Origin of the sequence: Simkania sp., from assembly GCF_965215465.1 — a bacterium.
GTDB lineage: Bacteria > Chlamydiota > Chlamydiia > Chlamydiales > Simkaniaceae > Simkania.
Window position 1 is genome coordinate 1158945 of record NZ_OZ244056.1, and the last position, 17633, is coordinate 1176577.

The following is a 17633-nucleotide window of genomic DNA, read 5'->3' on the forward strand; positions in this document are numbered from 1 at the left end:
TGTTTGTTAAATAGGAGTTTCAATATGGCAAAAGACATCATTATGGTTATGGAAACCACCCAGGGAACAATCGAGATCAAACTGATGCCAGAGATTGCTCCCAAAACTTGCGAAAACTTCATGAAGCTAGCAGAAAAGAAATATTATGATGGCCTCATTTTTCATCGCATCATTAAGGAGTTTATGATTCAAGGTGGCGACCCAACAGGAACCGGGACCGGTGGAGAATCAATCTGGGGCAAGGACTTCAAAGATGAATTTTCTAAGAGTGTCAATTTTGACAGTCCGTTCTTGCTTGCCATGGCAAATCGTGGCCCAGATACAAATGGAAGCCAATTTTTCATCACAACTGTTGAGACCCCATGGCTTAATCAAAAACACACAATTTTTGGCAAAGTTGTCAAAGGTGAAGATGTTGTGAAGAAGCTTGAAGGAGTTGAAACCTCGATGCAAGACAAACCTGTCACACCTCAAAAGATCGTCAAGCTATTCATCAAGAAAACCTAATGAAAATCGGACTGATCGGCTTTGGAAAAATGGGAGGCGCGACCCAAATAGCTGCTGTCGAAAGAGGGCACGAAATTGGAGCGATTGTTTCCTCTAAAGGAGATGACTTCTCTTGTTTTGAAGAAGTCGATATTTGTATTGATTTCACTGCTCCCGATGTTGTCTTGGAGAATTTGCGCAAAATTGCCCCACTCAAAAAAAATGTTGTCATAGGGACAACTGGGTGGGAAGCCGACTATGATGAGGCATGTCAGCTGGCAGAAGAAGCCCCATTTGGGATGCTTTATGCTCCTAACTTTTCCTTTGGAGTCTACCTCTTTAAAAAGCTCGTTTTTTATGCCCAGGAGCTGACAAAACCCTTTGATTTTGATGTGGCTGGGGTTGAAATGCATCACAATCAAAAAAAAGATGCACCCTCAGGGACAGCTAGGTCATTGGAAGGCGTTCCTTTCACGAGTTTAAGGGTAGGGGATATTATCGGAACTCATCAGGTTCTTTTTAATTCGGGAGATGATACCATAGAGCTTACACATCGAGCCTCGACTCGGATGGGATTTGCGCGTGGTGCAGTCCAAGTTGCTGAGTGGCTGGCAGGTAAGAAAGGTGTGTTTACTTTTGATGACTTTATGAAGGACATGTTATGCGACTCGAAGGAGTTATTACCTCGCTCATCACCCCATTTAAAAACCAAACCCTTGATGTCGAAGGGCTAAAGGAAAACATCAGATTTCAGTTGGAAAATGGTGTTTCGGGGATTCTTGTTGGAGGGACAACAGGCGAAGCTCCAACATTAGATATGGATGAGTATGAAATGCTCATTCGCACTGCAGCTGAATTGATCCAAAAGAAAGTGCCTCTTCTAGTGAGTATCGGAGAGAGTGCGACCAAAAGATCGTTGATCAAGATGGAAATGGCCACAGATCTCGGTGCAGACGCTCTCTTAGTTGCAACACCTGCTTACAATAAACCTTCGCAAGAGGGCCTCTACCAACACTTTAAAGCTATTGCTGGAAGCTCTAAGATTCCTCTTATCCTGTACAACAACCCTAGTCGCACAGGAGTCTCTATAGAACTTTCAACGCTTCTTCGACTTGTGGAGATCGACAATATCATCGGGATTAAAGAGTCTTCTGGAAGCATTCAAGTTGCGCAAGAGATGCTTTACCACATTCCTTCAGACTTTATCTTCCTTTCTGGGGAAGACAATCTAACACTTCCTCTCATTGCTTTGGGAGCGCGGGGAGTCGTCTCTGTTCTTTCAAACCTCAAACCTCAAGAAATGGTGTCATTTGTCGAAACTGCCCTCAAAGGAGACTTTTCTAAGGCTCGGGAAAAGCAGCATGTGCTTTATCCCTTTTTCCAAGCTTGTTTTTGTGAAACCAATCCTGTTCCGATTAAAACCATGATGGCGCTCTTAGGTAAAGCTGCTGGCCATTGTCGTCTTCCTTTGGCTCCACTAAAAAACGAGAACATTGAAAGATTGCAAACGCTATTAAAGCTTAGCCAAACAAAAGCACATCATGGGTAAGATTTCAGTTGGGATTCTGGGTGCAACAGGTGCAGTCGGTCAAACCTACGTGAAGTTGCTTGAAAACCATCCACTTTTTGAAATTGTATCTCTGACAGCTTCTCCAAAGTGGGAAGGAATCTCTTATGGAGAAGCACTAAAAGATCGTCAGAGAGAGGATTTTTCTGAGAAAACTCTAGCAACGGTTATGGAGCCCGCTGCTCCGCATCCTCTTATTTTCTCAGCATTGAACAACGAAGATGGTGAAGCTCTAGAGCTAGAGCTCGCCAGTCAAGGTTCTGCAGTTTTTTCCCATGCGTCGATTCATCGCAAAAGCAGTGATATCCCGATGATCATCCCAGAAATCAACGGCGAGCACCTGGCCTTGATTCCGACCCAACAGAAAATTCGGGGGTGGGATAAAGGATTTCTTGTGGCGAAACCCAATTGCACGCTGCAGAGTTTTTTGCTTCCTCTCTTTCCCTTGCATCAAAAGTACCAGCTTAAACAAGCCGTCATCACGACCCTGCAGTCTATGAGTGGAGCAGGAGCCCGCTTTGAGCTCGAGGGGAATGTTCTTCCTTTTATTGAAGGTGAAGAAGTAAAGACAGAGCAAGAACCTCTCAAGATTTTAGGGAAATTAGAACAAGGAAAGATTTTCCCAGCCGAGCGTATGACCTTTTCTTCGCATTGTAACCGGGTTCCGGTTTGCTCGGGGCATTTAGCTTGTGTTTCAGCTCAGTTTGAAAAACCTGTCGATTTAGAAAGTGTTTATCATGAGCTAGACAGCTTTCCTTCTTTATCTCTTCCTTCAGCTCCTCAAAAGCCTTTGCACATCTTTGAAGACGTCAATCGTCCTCAACCTCTTCTCGACAAAGACCTCGAAGGAGGGATGAGTGTCGCCATTGGTCGACTGCGTACTTGCGCTGTTTTTGATCTTCGATTTACCGCACTTTCGCATAATTTAGTGCGTGGTGCTGCCGGGGGCAGTATTTTATGCGCTGAACTTGCTCTTCAAAAAGGATATCTTCATGGTTAAAAGACGCCCGGTTTTTCAAAAGCTACCCGAAAATTACCTCTTCCCAGAAATTCAACGTCGCAAAAATCTCTTTTTAGAGGAAAATCCAACAACAAGCCTCATTAGCTTAGGAATTGGAGACACGGTTAAACCCCTTCCATCTTACATTGCACGGCAAATGGAGCGTGCTGCGGCTGCTTTGGCAACGACTGAAGGGTATCATGGATATGGAAAGGAACAAGGGCTTGAAGCACTTTGCAAAAAGATTTGTGACCGCTTTTATCCAAACCAGATTGATCCAAGCGAAGTGTTCATCTCAGATGGAGCTAAATGTGACATTGGACGTCTTCAAATGCTTTTTGGAGGGCAGGCAAAAGTTGCGGTCCAAGATCCGGCCTATCCAGTCTACTTAGAAGGGAGCATTTTGCAGGGAGGGGAGACCTTAACATTCATGCCGTGTCTACCTGAAACCAACTTTTTCCCCGACTTTAGAGAGCTTCCTCCTCATGATCTCATTTATATCTGTCACCCAAACAATCCGATCGGGCACGCCTACACCCATGAGCAATTAGCCAAGCTGGTCGATTATGCACTGGAACATCATGCGATTATTATTTTTGATGTGGCCTATGCCTCCTTTATCACAGATCCATCACTTCCAAAAACCATCTACGAGATTCCTGGAGCAGAAAAGGTTGCCATTGAAGTTGGCTCTTTTTCAAAAATGGCGGGTTTTTCAGGTGTGCGCTTAGGTTGGACAGTTGTTCCAAAAGCTTTAAAATATGATGAAGGGGATCTAGTTTGGAACGATTGGATGCGACAGAGTACCACGATTTACAATGGAACGTCATTTGTCGTTCAACAAGCTGGAATTGCTGCGCTCGAAGAAGAAGGCTGGAAGGAAGTTCAAGCAATCTTAGACATCTATCGTGCAAATGCGCAAAAGCTCTTGACGGCTTTTAAACAGTTAGGCCATAGCGTTTATGGTGGAAAGAATGCTCCATATCTTTGGGTGGAGTTTCCAGGGCGTGATTCTTGGGATGTCTTTCAAGAGTTTTTAGAGGAGAGAAATCTCATCGTGACGCCTGGGAAGGGATTTGGTCCATCAGGGGAGCATTTCATACGACTCAGCGCTTTTGCGCATGAAGAGCAAATCGATGCTGCGATTAGTGTTCTACAAAGTGGTGGGGTAAGTCTAACGACTTAAAGTCGAGCTCGGGATGATCTTTCCTGAGAATCGCAATATCGATGGGCAAGAGAAAAATTTCAGCTGTAACTGCTACCGTTGCTTCAAAAAGATGACCAGAAAAAGTTTGCCCTTTAGGATCACCCAAACAAACATGTGTGTGTGCAAAGGGTTTTCCCTCATATAGAGAAATATTTCCCATAGCCATAATCAGTTCGTATTCTCCTTTAAGGGGGATGGAATTATAGGCATTTTTTTTGAGGTCAAAGGCGCCCATATCGATGTCCATTAGAGCTCCGATTCCTTGATAAAAACCGCTTGCAAAACGTTTTTGTTCGAAGAATTTAAGCATTGTCTCGTGAAACTTTTCGCCTCGATCAAATGTTGAGGACAAACCCCCTCGAAAAATCTGCATAATGCATAGCTTTTGCCCTTAGTTAGGGTTAAAATGAAGAGCCTGGTTGTTTTAAGAAGGCTGCTTCTTCTGGAGTTGATTCTCGATCTAAGATGGCATTCCGGTGAGGAAAACGGCCAAACTCCTTAATCACATCTAGGTGCATCTTGGCATATTTATGAAATTCTTGAAAGGAAGGTTTGATACTTTCGTGAACTTCTTCAGCGAGCTTGGCGTAGAGTTCTACCGACTGCTCTTGAATGGAGAGGTCTTCACTATGTTGCATAGGCATATAGAAAAAACATCGCTCGATCGGAAAGAGGTTTTGATCAATTTTATCTTCTAGCCCCTGTAAGACAAGCTCTAAAGCTAGGGGGTCTTGAGCAAAGGCTCCCGGTTTGCCCCTGTGAATGTGTCTTGGAAATTGATCCAAAACTAAAATGAGGCAAAGGTAACCACGAGGAGTGTTTTTCCAAAAGTCAAATTGGCCTGAGATCGCATCACTCAAGATTGCATGATAAGCATCACGAATGTATTCATCGGTGTGTTCGTTTTTCATGAACCAAAACGTCACTTTTTCTCGCGGCATATCTTCGGGTCCTTTGAGTACGCCAAACCAAAAACGGTGAATATTTTCGACTGTGTTAGTCATAGTTTTCCTCATGAGTTGGAGCAGAGCGATGTGATTTGATTTCTGATCGCTTTTTCTTTTCTTTCAGCATTTTTTCTTTTGCTCTTTTAGAGCGCTTTTTTTTCTGTCTTCTGATTTTTTCGATAAGCTGCTGTTTTGCTGTTTTTTCTTGATGGATTTTTGAAGCGATCTGTTCACAGAGTTCTCGACGAGCCAAAAAACGATTCATTTCGCGCGATCGGTCTTGCTGACATTTCACTTCGATTTGGGTTGGAATGTGTTTGAGATAGACACAAGAAGCTGTTTTATTCACTTTTTGTCCTCCCTTCCCAGAGCCTAGAATGAACTTTTCGATTAGATCCTCTTCTCGAATTCCAAGTTCTTCCATTCTTTCATGGAGGGCATCAAGCTTTTCTTTTCGTATAGGCATCGTCAAACCAAAAAAAAGGAGCGAATATTTCATTCGCTCCTTAAAGAAACAAAAAGAAGAAAATTAAGCAAGAGAAGCTTCTTCTTCAGTCTCTTCATTAAGAGCAAGGGCAGCCTCTTCTTCAGACTCATCAGTCATAGCAAGTGATTGCTCATTTTCTTCCGACTCATTGAAGTAAATTTTGAAACCGTTGAAACTTACAGTCGTCTCCGTGGCTTCAGCTTCCACTTCAACAGTAGTTGCTGGCTCATCAGCTTCTACTTCTTCTTGAGCGAAAGCTTGGTATCCAGCTAGTGAAAATGCTGCTAGAGCTAGTACTGTTGCCTTTTTCATAAGTCCTTTCCCTGTTAAAAAAATTGAAAGTGTTTAAAAAATTTCACCAAATATTACTCCCCTATAGTGTTTTTTTCAAGTAAAAACAATTCTTTCAAGAAAGCATATGTCTCTAAGTTACATGCGTTAAATTATTATTTTTAAAATAAATAGATGCTTTTTGTGTAATTTTTATATACTTTTTAGCAGTATGCTCAATCTCAAGGCTTTTCAGGGAAATTTATGAGCGCATATTTAGTATTATTTGCTCAAAAGACTGTCTCTTTTAAATTTGAACGTTACGATGAAAAAAATGCGGCTATTTAAGCCCAATCAAATGAGTTTTTGAAGAACTATCGCACAGCCCGGGCCTGATTTGAAGCTTGCTGCCACGATCTTTTCCTAAAAGGGTGGCTTCCATGTCGATCGAGCATCTTGAAAAAGACGAAGAAAGATGGGGATAAGCCTTTGCTGCAGTGATTGCAAGTTGATTTTCGAGAGAGATGATGGCTTTTTCATCTTGAGGCACAGACTGCATTTTTTTTTCGTAACCATGAGCAATCCCTCGAAAAAACGAATTTTTGGCTCTTAATCCCTTCAAGTTGGAGTTTTTCCAAAGAATTTCCAGCTCTCGTTCTAAAAAATGGCCGACATAAGTCGCAATCTCAATATTGACAGGGGAGCCAAAAATCTCTAGATAGACGCATCCTTTTCCATGATTGAAAACGGGATAGACGAAAAAGTGTTTGAGAATCGAAGCAATGGTTTGCAACTTAGTAGAAGCCCTTTTCTGCTTGGTAAGGCGATGAATTTCCATTTCCTCTGAATCTTGCGTCATGTGCGTTTGATGGTATTTCAGAAGGAGTTCTCGTGCTTTGCAAAGGGCAAGCTCAGCTTCGTGAAGATTATGGCTTTGACTTAATGAAAAGAGCTTTTGAATTTTTTCAGCAATGCGCAAACTTTTTTGTCGTTTTTCAGATGAAACAGTTGCGCGCGTGACTTCAGTTTTCCATCCATAAAGACTGCAAATTTCCCGGAATTCTCTTCCATGAGGCGAGACCGATGAGCCGTGCGTGATAAAAGTTAAATAATGAGCGAGTTCGTGACGTAAAAGATCTTTGAGGTTTTCATCAGTCTCAAACAAAAAGCACTTGTTCACACCAATTTCGTACATTTCAGGATCGAAATATCCCATTTTGCTGGGATGATCAAAAGCGACGAAATGCAGAGGATAACCCACATTTCCCACCCAAAATCGACGTGGACCACACTTTAAAGCCATTTCTTTTTGAATAATGGTGCGTGCTTCCTTTTTCACCTTTTTGAGAAAAAGAAGAAGGGTTTCAGAGTAGAGGAGATTCATCTTTCCATAAACTTTCAAATGTAGATAGAATAATAATGAGGAGCATTTGATATGGCAAAGAAAATCCGCGTAGGCGTCCTTTTTGGAGGGCAATCGACTGAGCACGAAGTTTCACTTCAATCGGCTCGAAGCATCATCCAAAATATAGACACTGAAAAATATGACGTTATTCCAATCGGAATTGATAAGCAGGGGAGTTGGTTTTTCCTCACCCGTGAGCAATTTTTCTTGCCTTTTGAAAGGGATAAACTTCCCGCTTTTGAAGGGAAAGAAGGGCATCTCATTCCTCAAGGCATTGCAGCAAAAGATATGTTTTTTTCCCCCTGCGTTCTAAGAGAATCCCTTGATGTTATTTTTCCCGCCCTTCATGGACCCTATGGCGAAGATGGAACAGTTCAAGGACTTGTGAAGCTAGCAAACTTACCTTGCGTTGGGTCCGATGTCTTGGGGTCGGCTCTCTGCATGGATAAAGTGATTGCTAAAAAACTTTTACGAGACGCCAAACTTCCCATCCCCGCCTTTCAATGCTTCAAATTACATGACACAATCGATATTCCTTCAATTGTAAAGGAACTTGGGCTTCCTTTATTCGTTAAACCAGCAAATAATGGCTCATCCGTAGGAATCAATAAGGTTCATAGAGAAGAAGAGGTTCTAGAAGCGATTGAAGAAGCGTTTCTCTATGATGAAAAAGTGATCCTTGAAGAATTTATTGAGGGGCGTGAGATTGAATGCTCTGTTTTAGGCGACCTTGAGCCCATCGTTTCTCTTCCTGGTGAGATCATTCCTCAGCATGAATTTTATTCCTATGAAGCGAAATATCTAGATGAGGATGGCGCGCATTTCAAACTTCCGGCCGAGCTAGAGGCAGAGACTGTCGACAGTATTCAAAAACTTGCAATCCAAGCTTTTCACCTCCTTGAATGCGACGACATGGCGCGGGTGGATTTTTTTCTTAGAAAAGATGGAAAACTCTTTTTAAATGAGCTTAATACCATCCCGGGTTTTACGACGATTAGTCTTTATCCCAAACTATGGGAGATCAGTGGTATTCCTTATCCCGATCTAATTGATCGACTCATAGTGCTTGCACTTAAGCGACATAAGCGAAAAGCAGCTTTACGAACAGATGTGAACATCGTTTCCTGTGCTTCCAATTAATACCTTGTTAGAATACAATTATGCTCATGAAAATTCAAAAGTCTGAATTTTACCAAGGAAGCCTGCCTTTTTGTTTATGAGGAGAGCTGCAGTGTTGATGAGACACGGAGTGAGAAGAAGAAATAAAAAAGCAGGGAAAACTGACGATGTTAAAAGTCAAACTTTTGAATTTTCTTGAGCTTGATAATTGAGTTTTAAATGGGTTAAAGGTGGAAACTACAAAGTCTTTTGAGATTTCTTCTCCCGAAGATTTAGATATTTGCCCGGTTTTTTCTTTTTATCAGCGCAATGAGGGGGTCAAAGAGCTCTTAGCTCAAACCAAACGGACTCTCTTGCATGTGCTTCCTAAACCCATGCCTTTTAATGATCAGAAGGGGTTAGAGGAGTGGCTTAAGAAATCACTGCCTATTTTTACCTATACGGAATGCGAGCCTGCTCCCTCGATTGTCACTGTCAGATTCTTTTCCAAACCCTTGTGCTCTTTACCAACGGAGACCTTTCTTCAAGAAATGATCAAAAGGTGGCTCATTCCTCACTCAGAAACGACAATTTCGTCATTTCATCACATGCAGTTCTACTTTGAGCATTATTTAAAAGAACCGTTCTTTGTGGGAGAGGCTCAGATTTTAGTCAAATCTGCCAAAGAGCATAACCTGATTAAAATGAACCTTCCTCTACTGCAAAAGGAAATTCTCAGTGCGGTCACCTCGGGAAGTTATGCTAAGTCTATTTTAGAGACAAAAGCCCTTCCTATTGACCGAAAGGCTTTTCTCGTCAGAGAAAGTTTACTTCGCCTCATACACCGCTTTCCTGACGAATTTGACGATCAAATTCTCCACCGCTTTGCATTTGCTCAAGCATATACCTCTGACGAATTCAAAGATCAGCGTTCTTTTCCTCATCTGACCCGGATGATCACATCGATGTATTTGATTCGAAATCGGCTGGAGCGAGAGCTCCGAACCTTGCCAGAAAAAAGGCATATGATTCTCCGGTTTATCCAGACAAAACTTAGTTTTGCATTTGGAAAGAAACCTGTTTTAGGCATGGTCATTGGCCTGAACTTCTTTCATCAATTCGAATTCTTTGAAGAAAAACACATTCTTCTCTCTGTTCAGAAGTTTTTTCCTCACATGCGCCTTGTTTCAGGCTCCTTCCACCGATTTCAGCCATCACAGAGTCCAATTGTGACAATCTATGTTGAACTTGAAAAAGAAGATGGCTCTCGCTTTTTTCCAAGAGAAGTAAGGACTCTTCGAGAACATTTGACAGATGAACTGAGTAAGCGCATTGAGCACCTTGTTCCCTCACTGTTCATGGTTCGCAACGAAGAAGAGATCATGCGAAATATCCTCCTTTTGAGCCAGGAATTGAAAAGAAAAGGGGATCTTCCCCAAATGATGATTTCCTTTGATCAACACTCGCAAGAAGACCTCATCTTTACAGTTGTTTTACTCAGAGTGAAAGACCAAAATTCGCGCACATTAGAAGAGCTCTTAGACGATGTCGATCCTAAGATCCGGTACATTCCCGACCGAGTACAAAATGTTCGCTATCTGGATAAAGATCACCCCATTGAAGCCAACGTGTTCCGACTTCAGATTGCTAAGCTGCCGATCTTTTTGCGCATGGACTTTTCTGTGAATCTCTATCTAGCCCGTCAAGAAGTTGTCACGTTTTTGACTAGGCAACTTGGTGAGCTTCGAGATTACAATGGAGGAATGATCCTAAAACAAGGAGAGCTTCTCGCCCAATTCAAGCGACTTTTCCAAGATCTTTCAGCCAGAAACCAAGAACTATTGGAAAACTTTTTTTACTCCTTGAACCCGATCGAAGCCCAGGCAACCATCTCTCTCAATTGCCTGAGTTTTTTCTTTGATTTGTTCTTGGGTCTAGCTGATAAAGAGTTTCCCAAGAAGGCCGACTACGATTTGGACATCGAACAAACAGATGGGGGAAAGTTTGCTGTGATGCGAGCCAGTGAGCCCGACTATCGCACGATTGTTGAAGAAGAGCTCAAATCAGCTGGAATTTATGATCGCTCAATCGTTTCGAGTATCTTATCTTTTGAAGGGTCACATTACCTTGGCTATTACCTCTCAACTCCAACAGAGGAAAAAGCTCAACAATTTGCTGTTGCAGTGCGAGCGGGGCTTGAAAAATGGGCCTCCAGTCGCCAAAAACTCAAAGTGCTTCGATTGGCAACAACTTATGACGTTTGTCTCGATCCTCGTATAGGAGGGGATCTCGAGTCGAGTGTGTTTATCAAACTCCTATTTGAAGGGTTGATGAGACGAGGTCTCGATGGAGCTCCGGAATGTGCCAGTGCAGAAAGCTATACTTTATCTGATGACAAACTCCGTTACACCTTCAAAATTCGTGAATCCTTCTGGTCCGATGGTTCTCCTCTTGTGGCTTATGATTTCGAGTATGCTTGGAAAAAGATTCTCTCTCCAAGCTTTTCAACTCCTTTTACGTCTCTTTTCCGACCGATTCGAAATGCAAAAGATGCAAAAGATGGCCTAGTTTCTTTAGATGAAGTCGGAGTGAAAGCGACAGATGATCGCACTCTTGTGGTCGACCTTGAATATCAAGCGCCTTATTTCATCGAATTGACAGCCCACACCCTTTATTCTCCTATCAATCACCGTATCGAAAAGATGCATCCCAACTGGTCGACCCAAAAAGATCATCATTTTATTTGTAATGGCCCCTTCAAGCTACGAGCAAATCGCCCCATGTATAACTGCGAAATGGAGAGAAATCCCTACTATTGGCGCAATGAAAAAATCTTCTTTGATCAAGTTCTGATCAATAAGACGAAAGATCGCGCCATTCTCGATATGTTTAAAAAGCAGGAGGTCGACTATGTTGGCGTTCCTTTCAATCCTCTTGACCGCTATTGGGATGATTTGAGAAATCAAGAGATTTATTCTCAAGATTCAGGAGTCTTGTTTTGGCTTTGCTTAAACACCGACCAATTTCCCTTTACAAACGTCAATATGAGACGAGCTCTAGCATCAGCTCTTAATCGCAATGAAATCTTCAAATCTTATTTTGTTTCGAATGATCCATCGTACACAGTTCTGCCGCGCCATATTACGCAGCATCTCGATTCTGATGCGACAATTAAAGAAGATGCAGAGCAAGCAAGAGCTTACTTCAAGCAAGCTTTGAAAGAGCTTAATATCAAAAAAGAAGATATCCCTGTCATTACCCTCATTTATAGCCATGAAAGCCAGGTCAGAAACCAGATTGTAGAATCGATTAAAAGCCAGTGGGAAGAAGTCTTAGGAATCAAGTCACGACTCGAAAGCTACGAATGGCGCAACTTTTTCTCCCAAATGACGACTGGCCGCTACCAAGTGGGGATGCTCAAATGGCACTCCTGGTTCAAAGATCCCATCTACACCCTCAATGCCTTTAAGTACCGAGAGGAGGGGATTAACTTTTCTCGCTGGGAAAATCCAGAGTTTCAAAAGTTACTACGACTTTCTGATCAGGAAAAAGACACCGAGCTGCGGCTTCAATACTTAGCCGAAGCTGAAGGAATCCTTCTGAAGGAGTCGCCTGTGATTCCATTGAGCTATGATAAGAGTTGCTTTGCTAAAAACCCACGTCTGGAGATTCACTCCAATACTTTTTCTCAAGATGGGCACTACGATTTCACACAAACTTCACTATCTACACTCACAAATTAAAAAAGTTTGCAAATAATTAATATCTTCTTTATGATTCCAGGAGATTCTTAATGATAGAGAAGAAAAATGCGGACTTTAAGCCGGAGGTTTGAAATGTTAACTTTTTCTCGTACAAGATTAAGGTTTAAAACCCCATTTGTAAGCAAGAAGCAGCAGCTAATTGATGCGATAAAAAGCCATGCTTCATGGAGAGGCAATGCCTCACTTTGTGAAGCAGCAGCCCTATTAAAAGGGAATTCCCCTTTTACTTATATTGTTTCAGAAGGAATGGATGAGTGCCATTTTTTCCTTTCCTATGTGAGTTCAGATCACACTGTTAAACATAAAAACGTACGTGTGATCATTGATCGAGGAGACTGGGTTGTGAAAAACGGACAAGGTTTATCCTTTCCAACACTAGATTTACTCGTTCCTAGTTGCCTCCAGTGCTCTGCATCTGTTTGCAAGCCCCTCGCCTAATTTCGATAGGCAAAAGTTAATAGACTTCTAAAGCTATCCAAGTATGGATAGCTTTTTTTTTAAGCTCCTAACTTTCAAACCATGTACACCTTATAGTCTCATATCCGAGCTACAGGAGCTCCTTTCTATAAGTATGCTCTTAAGCACAATTTTTGCCTGGCAATAATGAAAAACTGGGATTTTTATAATTACAATACTAAAGAGGAGATGCTAGGTATAACAGCAACTTGATTTGAATTAAGCTTCGATCGGATGATGAAGGCTGAGAAGATGTTTCTTCCAGAGTCCTTTGCGGAAGCGCAAAAAGTAGATGATTCCAAAAAGGATGGTATTAACAGAGTCAATTGTGAAAAAGTACTCAGGAGAGGCTCCAAAACGGCCGATAATCAGGTAAACAGGCACGCAGATGGTGATCCAGTTCATGGTGATGATACAGGCATAAAAGAAGGTGTCCCTAGAGGCTGTGATGAAGCTTGCCCCAATGAAATTAATTCCATTCGCCAAGCAGGCAATCCAAGCAAAAATACAGGTTTTCTTGAGCAATTCAAATGTACCGTAGGGAAGGGGATCTGAGATAAACAGAGAAATCACCTGCTCTCGCATTAAAATTAGAGGGATGCTGAGGAGGAGCATTGAGAGAGCTAAGACTTGAAATGCAGAGCGCATGAGTCTTGAAATAGCTTTTTCTTCTTTTGCCCCGAGAATATGAGAAGCGACTGTCGTGAGAGCTTGGCAAACCCCTTCATTAATGAACGTGAAGATCATAAATAGGGAGGTTCCAAGAGTCAAAACGAGGAGGTGGATGCCCCCCTTCATGACGAGAAGGTGTGCGGCAAAAGACCAGGCAGAAATAGCCATTCCTCGGCCGATGGAACGAGGAACCCCTACTTTCAGCATTTCTTTGAGAAGTGAGAAGTTGAGCTTTCGTTGATGTGTATTGTAGATAGGAATGTATTCGGGGCGTGAAAATTTCGAGAAGAGAATGAGGCAAAGGGTCGCTTCTGAAATAATTGTGGCTAGAGCCGCTCCAAAGGTTCCCATAGGGGGGACGATAGAGCCGACACCATAGATCAAAAGGTAGTCTAAGACAATATTCATCAGCTGAATAGAGATATTCGAGTAGAAGATGATGCGGGTTTTACCTCTTCCAATGAAAAAAGCTGTTAAGGCGGCGTTCAGAGGAAAGAGAAAGTTGAAGAGGGCCATTGGTCGAAAATAGGCGAGGGCTGGGGCTTCAATTTCTGTTCCCCTAAAATATATTTCAGCAAAAAAGCTGGAAGGGTAGGTGATAAGCATCGAGAGAAAGGCAAACCAAATCATTTGCCAGACGATGGGGCCAACCCTTGAGGGACGTTTGGCTCCAATATGTTGTGCAATAAAGCTTTGAGCGATCATGGCAATGACAGAAAGCATCATCTGGTAGAGAAAGGCAATATAGCCGCTCGTAGAGGCTGCATTCCAAGCGTCTAATGAGTAGTGGGAAAGGAAAAGTCGGTCGCAAAATCCTAGAAGACTTGCAGATAAGCAAGAAAAGACTAGGGGGGTGGAGAGGGTAAGAAGTTCCCTAAAGCTTCCTAGAGGATGGCGGGATAATGGACTAATTTGAGGTTCGAGACTCTCTGAAGTCGTCATTTGAGCTTCACGTAAAATTCAAAATCTTTTAACATCGCTAAGCTAGATGATTTTTGAAACTTAACAGTATTGTTAATTTTCCGCGAGAAATATTTCGTTTGGAGACGAAGATGAAGCGAATCCTACTCCTCCTCCTTTTAATAGCCTTTCTAGGGACTTCTGGATGTGGCAGAAAAAAAGAACCTTTAGTTGAAGCGTCCCGCGGACTCGAAATCGGTTTTAAAGAAAAAGTTACCTCGTTAGACCCGCGGTTAGGGCTTACACGTCCTTCTAATATTGTCATTCGGATGCTTTTTGAAGGGCTCCTGCGAATGGACGAAAAGGGACAGCTTGTTCCTGGGCTTGCTGAGAGGTACGAAGTTTCCGAAGACCGACTGACGTATACCTTTTATATTCGGCCGTGTCATTGGTCGAACGGAGATCCTATTACCGCCCATGACTTTGAATTTGCATGGAAACGCTCCATTGAACCTAGCTCTGCACAGTCGGGTTGCTCAGTTTTTTACCCAATAAAAAACGTTTCACGTTGTGTTGAGGGAAAAGCGAAGATTGAAGAAGTCGGAATCAAAGCTCTCACGGATCGTATCCTCCTTGTTGAGCTGGAACACCTCGCTCCCTATTTTTTAGAACTCACGACCACAACTTTCTTCTCCCCTGTACCTAAACGAGTGGTTCAAGAGAATAAAGAATGGGCAAGTGGAGTCGATGGTAATTTTGTTTCAAGTGGCCCATTTAGACTGAGATGTTGGAAAAGGGGAAGTCACATGAAACTCGATCGTAATCCGTTTTATTGGAATACGGACAATGTTCATATTTCCAACATCAACATCAAAATTTTACCTTATGAATACGACCACCTCCAACTCTATGAAGAGCATAAATTAGATTGGGTAGGACAACCTCTCATTACTGTAACGTCCGAAGTGATCGAAAAGCTTCAACACATTGAATATCAAACTTCAATTGGTCTTTTAGCTTATTTTTGCAATGTAGAGACCTATCCCTTAAACAACAAACACCTGCGTAAAGCCTTAGCCTATGGAATCAATCGGAAAACGATTGCTGACTATATCTTTTATGAAGGAGGCACCCCAGCGCAGTCACTTTTAAATCCATTACTTCGAGAAGGTGACACAGAGGTTTACTTTCAAGATAATGACGCAGCAAAGGCAGCATTGCATTTAAGGATGGCACTCAATGAGCTCGGCATGGATCTTGGGGATTTGCCCGAAATTGTTCTCAGTTACCCGAACACGCAGCTTCAATCTCGTGTTGCCCAAGAAATTCAAAAGCAGTGGAAGCAAAATCTAGGAATTGTGGTTAAACTCGATCCAATGGATAAACCCCGATTTTTTGATAAAGTCTTAAAAGGGGGACATCAACTGGCAAGCACGATGTGGAAGGGACTTCTTCTCAATCCTATTCATTTGTTAGAAACCATGGGCTCAACCTTAGGGACAAATGTCTTGACCTATTGGGAGAATCCAGAGTTTACAAAACTTATCGAGCAAATTCGGTATGAAACAAACCCCGAAAAAGTTCAAAGGCTTATCGGGACGGCTGAAGCCTATCTTATGGAAGAAATGCCCATCATTCCTATCTGTTTTGGTTCGGTTTGCTTCTCAAAAAATGAGCACCTTAAAAATGTTTATGTCTCACCACTTTTTAACGTCGACTTTTCACAGGCCTATTTTGTGGAAGAAGACCAAGTCAGGAGGGTTCGATGAAAAAATGGTTCGGAGTTTTACTGATTGCTCTGGTTCTTTTTGCCTTTGGATGCGGCAAAAACGGATCATCTTCGAGCAAAGATAAGCGTTTTGTCAATGTCGCAATTGCGAGTTGTGTGCGTTCGCTCGACCCAAGAATTGGCAATGAATATCCTTCTGCTTTTGTGATTCGTATGCTTTATGAAGGGCTCATGCGTATGGGTGAAGATGGACAGCTTTTTCCTGGGATGGCTGAGTCTTATGAAGTTTCAGATGATCAAATCCAATACACTTTCCATCTTCGCAATGCCAACTGGTCAAACGGGGATAAAGTCACAGCATACGACTTTGAGTATGCGTGGAAAAAAGCAGTTGACCCTTCATTTGCTAAAACAGGCGCATTCACTTTTTATTCGATAAAAAATGTTGAAGCTTGCCTGCAGGGAAAAGTGGATGTTGGACAAGTCGGCGTCAAAGCTATTAATGAGAAAACCCTTGTTGTCGAACTAGAACATCCTGCGCCCTACTTTCTTGCATTAACATCCTGCCCAACTTTCATGCCGATCAATAAGCGAATTGACCTTGAGAAGAGTGATTGGGCAAATAAAGCGGGCGATTATTTTACCTGCAACGGCCCCTTCATCATGGATGAATGGAGAAAAGGGGACTCGCTCACGCTGAAGCGAAATCAACGGTACTGGAATGCGGGTGATGTGGCTCTTCAAGGAATCAAAATTCTCGTTGTTGAAGATGCAATGACTCAATTTTATCTCTTTGAAAAGGGGAAAATTGACTGGTTTGGCGACCCACTCCTAGGGACAATTCCTCCAGATATTCTCAAAGATGATTCTGTTCGTGAACGGATCCAAAGTCGGGAAGCTTTTGGACTTTTCTGGTTCTTCGTCAATACAGAGGTCTACCCGCTCAATAACAAAAACTTAAGAAAAGCTCTTGCTTATGCCATTAACCGACATGAAATTGCAGAACATGTCTTGCAGATGGGAGAAAGACCTGCTATGGGAATCCTTGCTGAAGGTTTCAAAATCCAAGCAGATCCCTATTTTGATGACGGCAATTTAGCCAAAGCACGCGACTATTTTAACCAAGCACTTCAAGAGCTTGGTGTCAAAAAAGAAGAGTTTCCAAAGATCACGATTAGCATTTCAACAAGAGTGGCTTCTTCTCGACTCAATCAAGCAATTCAGCAACAGTGGCACGATGCTCTAGGAATAGACGTGGAACTCGATTCTAAAGAGTGGCCTGTTCATTTTACAAAGCTCTCTAAAGGTGACTTTCAAGTTGGGGAAGTGCAATGGGTATCCTGGCTTTATGACCCCATTTATCTCCTTGAAACATTTAGGATCAAATCGATTGCGACGAACATGAGTAGCTGGGAACATCCCGAATACCGCCACTTACTAGATCTTGCTGACAATGAAGTCGATGTTCAGCAGCGCAAAGAGCTCCTCCGTCGGGCTGAAACTTTTCTCATGGATGAGATGCCGGTGATACCGATTTGCTTTAGCCGTGTGTGCTACATGAAAAATCCGAAACTTCACGGTGTTTACATCTCTCCGCTCAAAGAGCTCGACTTTCGTTGGGCCCACTTCGAAGAATAGGAAGAAG

General features: G+C 42.5%; 16 protein-coding genes. 10 read left to right on the top strand and 6 right to left on the bottom strand.

Translation table 11 applies throughout. From position 1 onward, the window contains the following. Window positions 1–24 precede the first annotated feature (24 nt). Genes ACOOFG_RS05345 through ACOOFG_RS05365 form a run of 5 tightly spaced genes read left to right on the top strand, consistent with a single transcriptional unit; the run spans window position 25 to window position 4239 of the window. Complete coding sequence (locus tag ACOOFG_RS05345) at window positions 25–507, top strand: peptidylprolyl isomerase (RefSeq protein WP_420422608.1); 483 nt, start codon at window positions 25–27, stop codon at window positions 505–507. Then, the gene (locus ACOOFG_RS05350) at window positions 507–1220 is read left to right on the top strand and encodes a 4-hydroxy-tetrahydrodipicolinate reductase (RefSeq protein ID WP_420422609.1); all 714 of its coding nucleotides are present in this window, start codon (window positions 507–509) and stop codon (window positions 1218–1220) included. The genes ACOOFG_RS05345 and ACOOFG_RS05350 overlap by 1 nt, the downstream gene beginning before the upstream one ends. Then, window positions 1148–2035, top strand: coding sequence for a 4-hydroxy-tetrahydrodipicolinate synthase (gene dapA, locus ACOOFG_RS05355; protein WP_420422610.1), 888 nt, complete (start codon window positions 1148–1150; stop codon window positions 2033–2035). Before ACOOFG_RS05350 ends, dapA begins: the two co-directional genes overlap by 73 nt. Continuing rightward, window positions 2028–3053, top strand: a complete 1026-nt coding sequence (gene asd / locus ACOOFG_RS05360; protein ID WP_420422611.1) for an aspartate-semialdehyde dehydrogenase — start codon at window positions 2028–2030, stop codon at window positions 3051–3053. The genes dapA and asd overlap by 8 nt, the downstream gene beginning before the upstream one ends. Next, window positions 3046–4239: an LL-diaminopimelate aminotransferase gene (locus ACOOFG_RS05365; RefSeq protein WP_420422612.1), complete on the top strand. Its 1194-nt coding sequence runs from the start codon at window positions 3046–3048 to the stop codon at window positions 4237–4239. Before asd ends, ACOOFG_RS05365 begins: the two co-directional genes overlap by 8 nt. On the opposite strand, the gene ACOOFG_RS05370 is transcribed toward ACOOFG_RS05365, so the two are convergent. The 5 genes from ACOOFG_RS05370 to ACOOFG_RS05390 form a co-directional block, all read right to left on the bottom strand. Further along, complete coding sequence (locus ACOOFG_RS05370; protein ID WP_420422613.1) at window positions 4199–4612, bottom strand: PPC domain-containing DNA-binding protein; 414 nt, start codon at window positions 4610–4612, stop codon at window positions 4199–4201. The genes ACOOFG_RS05365 and ACOOFG_RS05370 overlap by 41 nt on opposite strands. 49 nt (window positions 4613–4661) lie before the next feature. After that, complete coding sequence (locus ACOOFG_RS05375; protein WP_420422614.1) at window positions 4662–5264, bottom strand: DUF924 family protein; 603 nt, start codon at window positions 5262–5264, stop codon at window positions 4662–4664. Beyond that, entirely contained in the window at window positions 5257–5673 is a 417-nt protein-coding gene (locus ACOOFG_RS05380; protein WP_420422671.1) for a peptide chain release factor family protein, read from the bottom strand. Before ACOOFG_RS05380 ends, ACOOFG_RS05375 begins: the two co-directional genes overlap by 8 nt. A gap of 63 nt (window positions 5674–5736) precedes the next feature. Next, the gene (locus ACOOFG_RS05385) at window positions 5737–6006 is read right to left on the bottom strand and encodes a hypothetical protein (protein ID WP_420422615.1); all 270 of its coding nucleotides are present in this window, start codon (window positions 6004–6006) and stop codon (window positions 5737–5739) included. Window positions 6007–6304: 298 nt separating this feature from the next. Further along, entirely contained in the window at window positions 6305–7348 is a 1044-nt protein-coding gene (locus tag ACOOFG_RS05390) for a SprT-like domain-containing protein (protein WP_420422616.1), read from the bottom strand. 51 nt (window positions 7349–7399) lie between these two features. Here ACOOFG_RS05390 and ACOOFG_RS05395 point away from each other — a divergent pair, with 51 nt between their 5' ends. The 3 genes from ACOOFG_RS05395 to ACOOFG_RS05405 all read left to right on the top strand — a co-directional run bounded on the left by ACOOFG_RS05395 (window position 7400) and on the right by ACOOFG_RS05405 (window position 12669). Further along, the gene (locus ACOOFG_RS05395) at window positions 7400–8509 is read left to right on the top strand and encodes a D-alanine--D-alanine ligase family protein (protein ID WP_420422617.1); all 1110 of its coding nucleotides are present in this window, start codon (window positions 7400–7402) and stop codon (window positions 8507–8509) included. 209 nt (window positions 8510–8718) lie between these two features. After that, on the top strand, window positions 8719–12210 hold the full coding sequence (locus tag ACOOFG_RS05400; RefSeq protein WP_420422618.1) for a peptide ABC transporter substrate-binding protein: 3492 nt from the start codon (window positions 8719–8721) through the stop codon (window positions 12208–12210). Window positions 12211–12303: 93 nt separating this feature from the next. Next, window positions 12304–12669, top strand: coding sequence for an SH2 domain-containing protein (locus ACOOFG_RS05405; RefSeq protein WP_420422619.1), 366 nt, complete (start codon window positions 12304–12306; stop codon window positions 12667–12669). Between the two features lie 237 nt (window positions 12670–12906). On the opposite strand, the gene ACOOFG_RS05410 is transcribed toward ACOOFG_RS05405, so the two are convergent. After that, window positions 12907–14301 (bottom strand): MATE family efflux transporter, encoded by a 1395-nt coding sequence (locus ACOOFG_RS05410; protein WP_420422620.1) that lies wholly within the window; start codon window positions 14299–14301, stop codon window positions 12907–12909. A gap of 110 nt (window positions 14302–14411) precedes the next feature. Between ACOOFG_RS05410 and ACOOFG_RS05415 the strand changes: the two genes are divergently transcribed. Continuing rightward, window positions 14412–16028 carry a peptide ABC transporter substrate-binding protein gene (locus ACOOFG_RS05415; protein ID WP_420422621.1) on the top strand — a complete coding sequence of 539 codons (1617 nt, stop codon included), beginning with the start codon at window positions 14412–14414 and terminating at the stop codon, window positions 16026–16028. Next, window positions 16025–17626, top strand: a complete 1602-nt coding sequence (locus ACOOFG_RS05420; RefSeq protein ID WP_420422622.1) for a peptide ABC transporter substrate-binding protein — start codon at window positions 16025–16027, stop codon at window positions 17624–17626. Before ACOOFG_RS05415 ends, ACOOFG_RS05420 begins: the two co-directional genes overlap by 4 nt. Window positions 17627–17633 lie beyond the last annotated feature (7 nt).

Bases quoted from the DNA above. Each gene is read 5' to 3' on its own strand.
- ACOOFG_RS05420 (WP_420422622.1), top strand. From the start codon at position 16,025: ATGAAAAAATGGTTCGGAGTTTTACTGATTGCTCTGGTTCTTTTTGCC.
- ACOOFG_RS05385 (WP_420422615.1), bottom strand. From the start codon at position 6,006: ATGAAAAAGGCAACAGTACTAGCTCTAGCAGCATTTTCACTAGCTGGA.
- ACOOFG_RS05345 (WP_420422608.1), top strand. From the start codon at position 25: ATGGCAAAAGACATCATTATGGTTATGGAAACCACCCAGGGAACAATC.
- asd (WP_420422611.1), top strand. From the start codon at position 2,028: ATGGGTAAGATTTCAGTTGGGATTCTGGGTGCAACAGGTGCAGTCGGT.
- ACOOFG_RS05380 (WP_420422671.1), bottom strand. From the start codon at position 5,673: ATGCCTATACGAAAAGAAAAGCTTGATGCCCTCCATGAAAGAATGGAA.
- ACOOFG_RS05350 (WP_420422609.1), top strand. From the start codon at position 507: ATGAAAATCGGACTGATCGGCTTTGGAAAAATGGGAGGCGCGACCCAA.
- ACOOFG_RS05410 (WP_420422620.1), bottom strand. From the start codon at position 14,301: ATGACGACTTCAGAGAGTCTCGAACCTCAAATTAGTCCATTATCCCGC.
- ACOOFG_RS05365 (WP_420422612.1), top strand. From the start codon at position 3,046: ATGGTTAAAAGACGCCCGGTTTTTCAAAAGCTACCCGAAAATTACCTC.
- ACOOFG_RS05395 (WP_420422617.1), top strand. From the start codon at position 7,400: ATGGCAAAGAAAATCCGCGTAGGCGTCCTTTTTGGAGGGCAATCGACT.
- dapA (WP_420422610.1), top strand. From the start codon at position 1,148: ATGCGACTCGAAGGAGTTATTACCTCGCTCATCACCCCATTTAAAAAC.
- ACOOFG_RS05375 (WP_420422614.1), bottom strand. From the start codon at position 5,264: ATGACTAACACAGTCGAAAATATTCACCGTTTTTGGTTTGGCGTACTC.
- ACOOFG_RS05405 (WP_420422619.1), top strand. From the start codon at position 12,304: ATGTTAACTTTTTCTCGTACAAGATTAAGGTTTAAAACCCCATTTGTA.
- ACOOFG_RS05415 (WP_420422621.1), top strand. From the start codon at position 14,412: ATGAAGCGAATCCTACTCCTCCTCCTTTTAATAGCCTTTCTAGGGACT.
- ACOOFG_RS05390 (WP_420422616.1), bottom strand. From the start codon at position 7,348: ATGAATCTCCTCTACTCTGAAACCCTTCTTCTTTTTCTCAAAAAGGTG.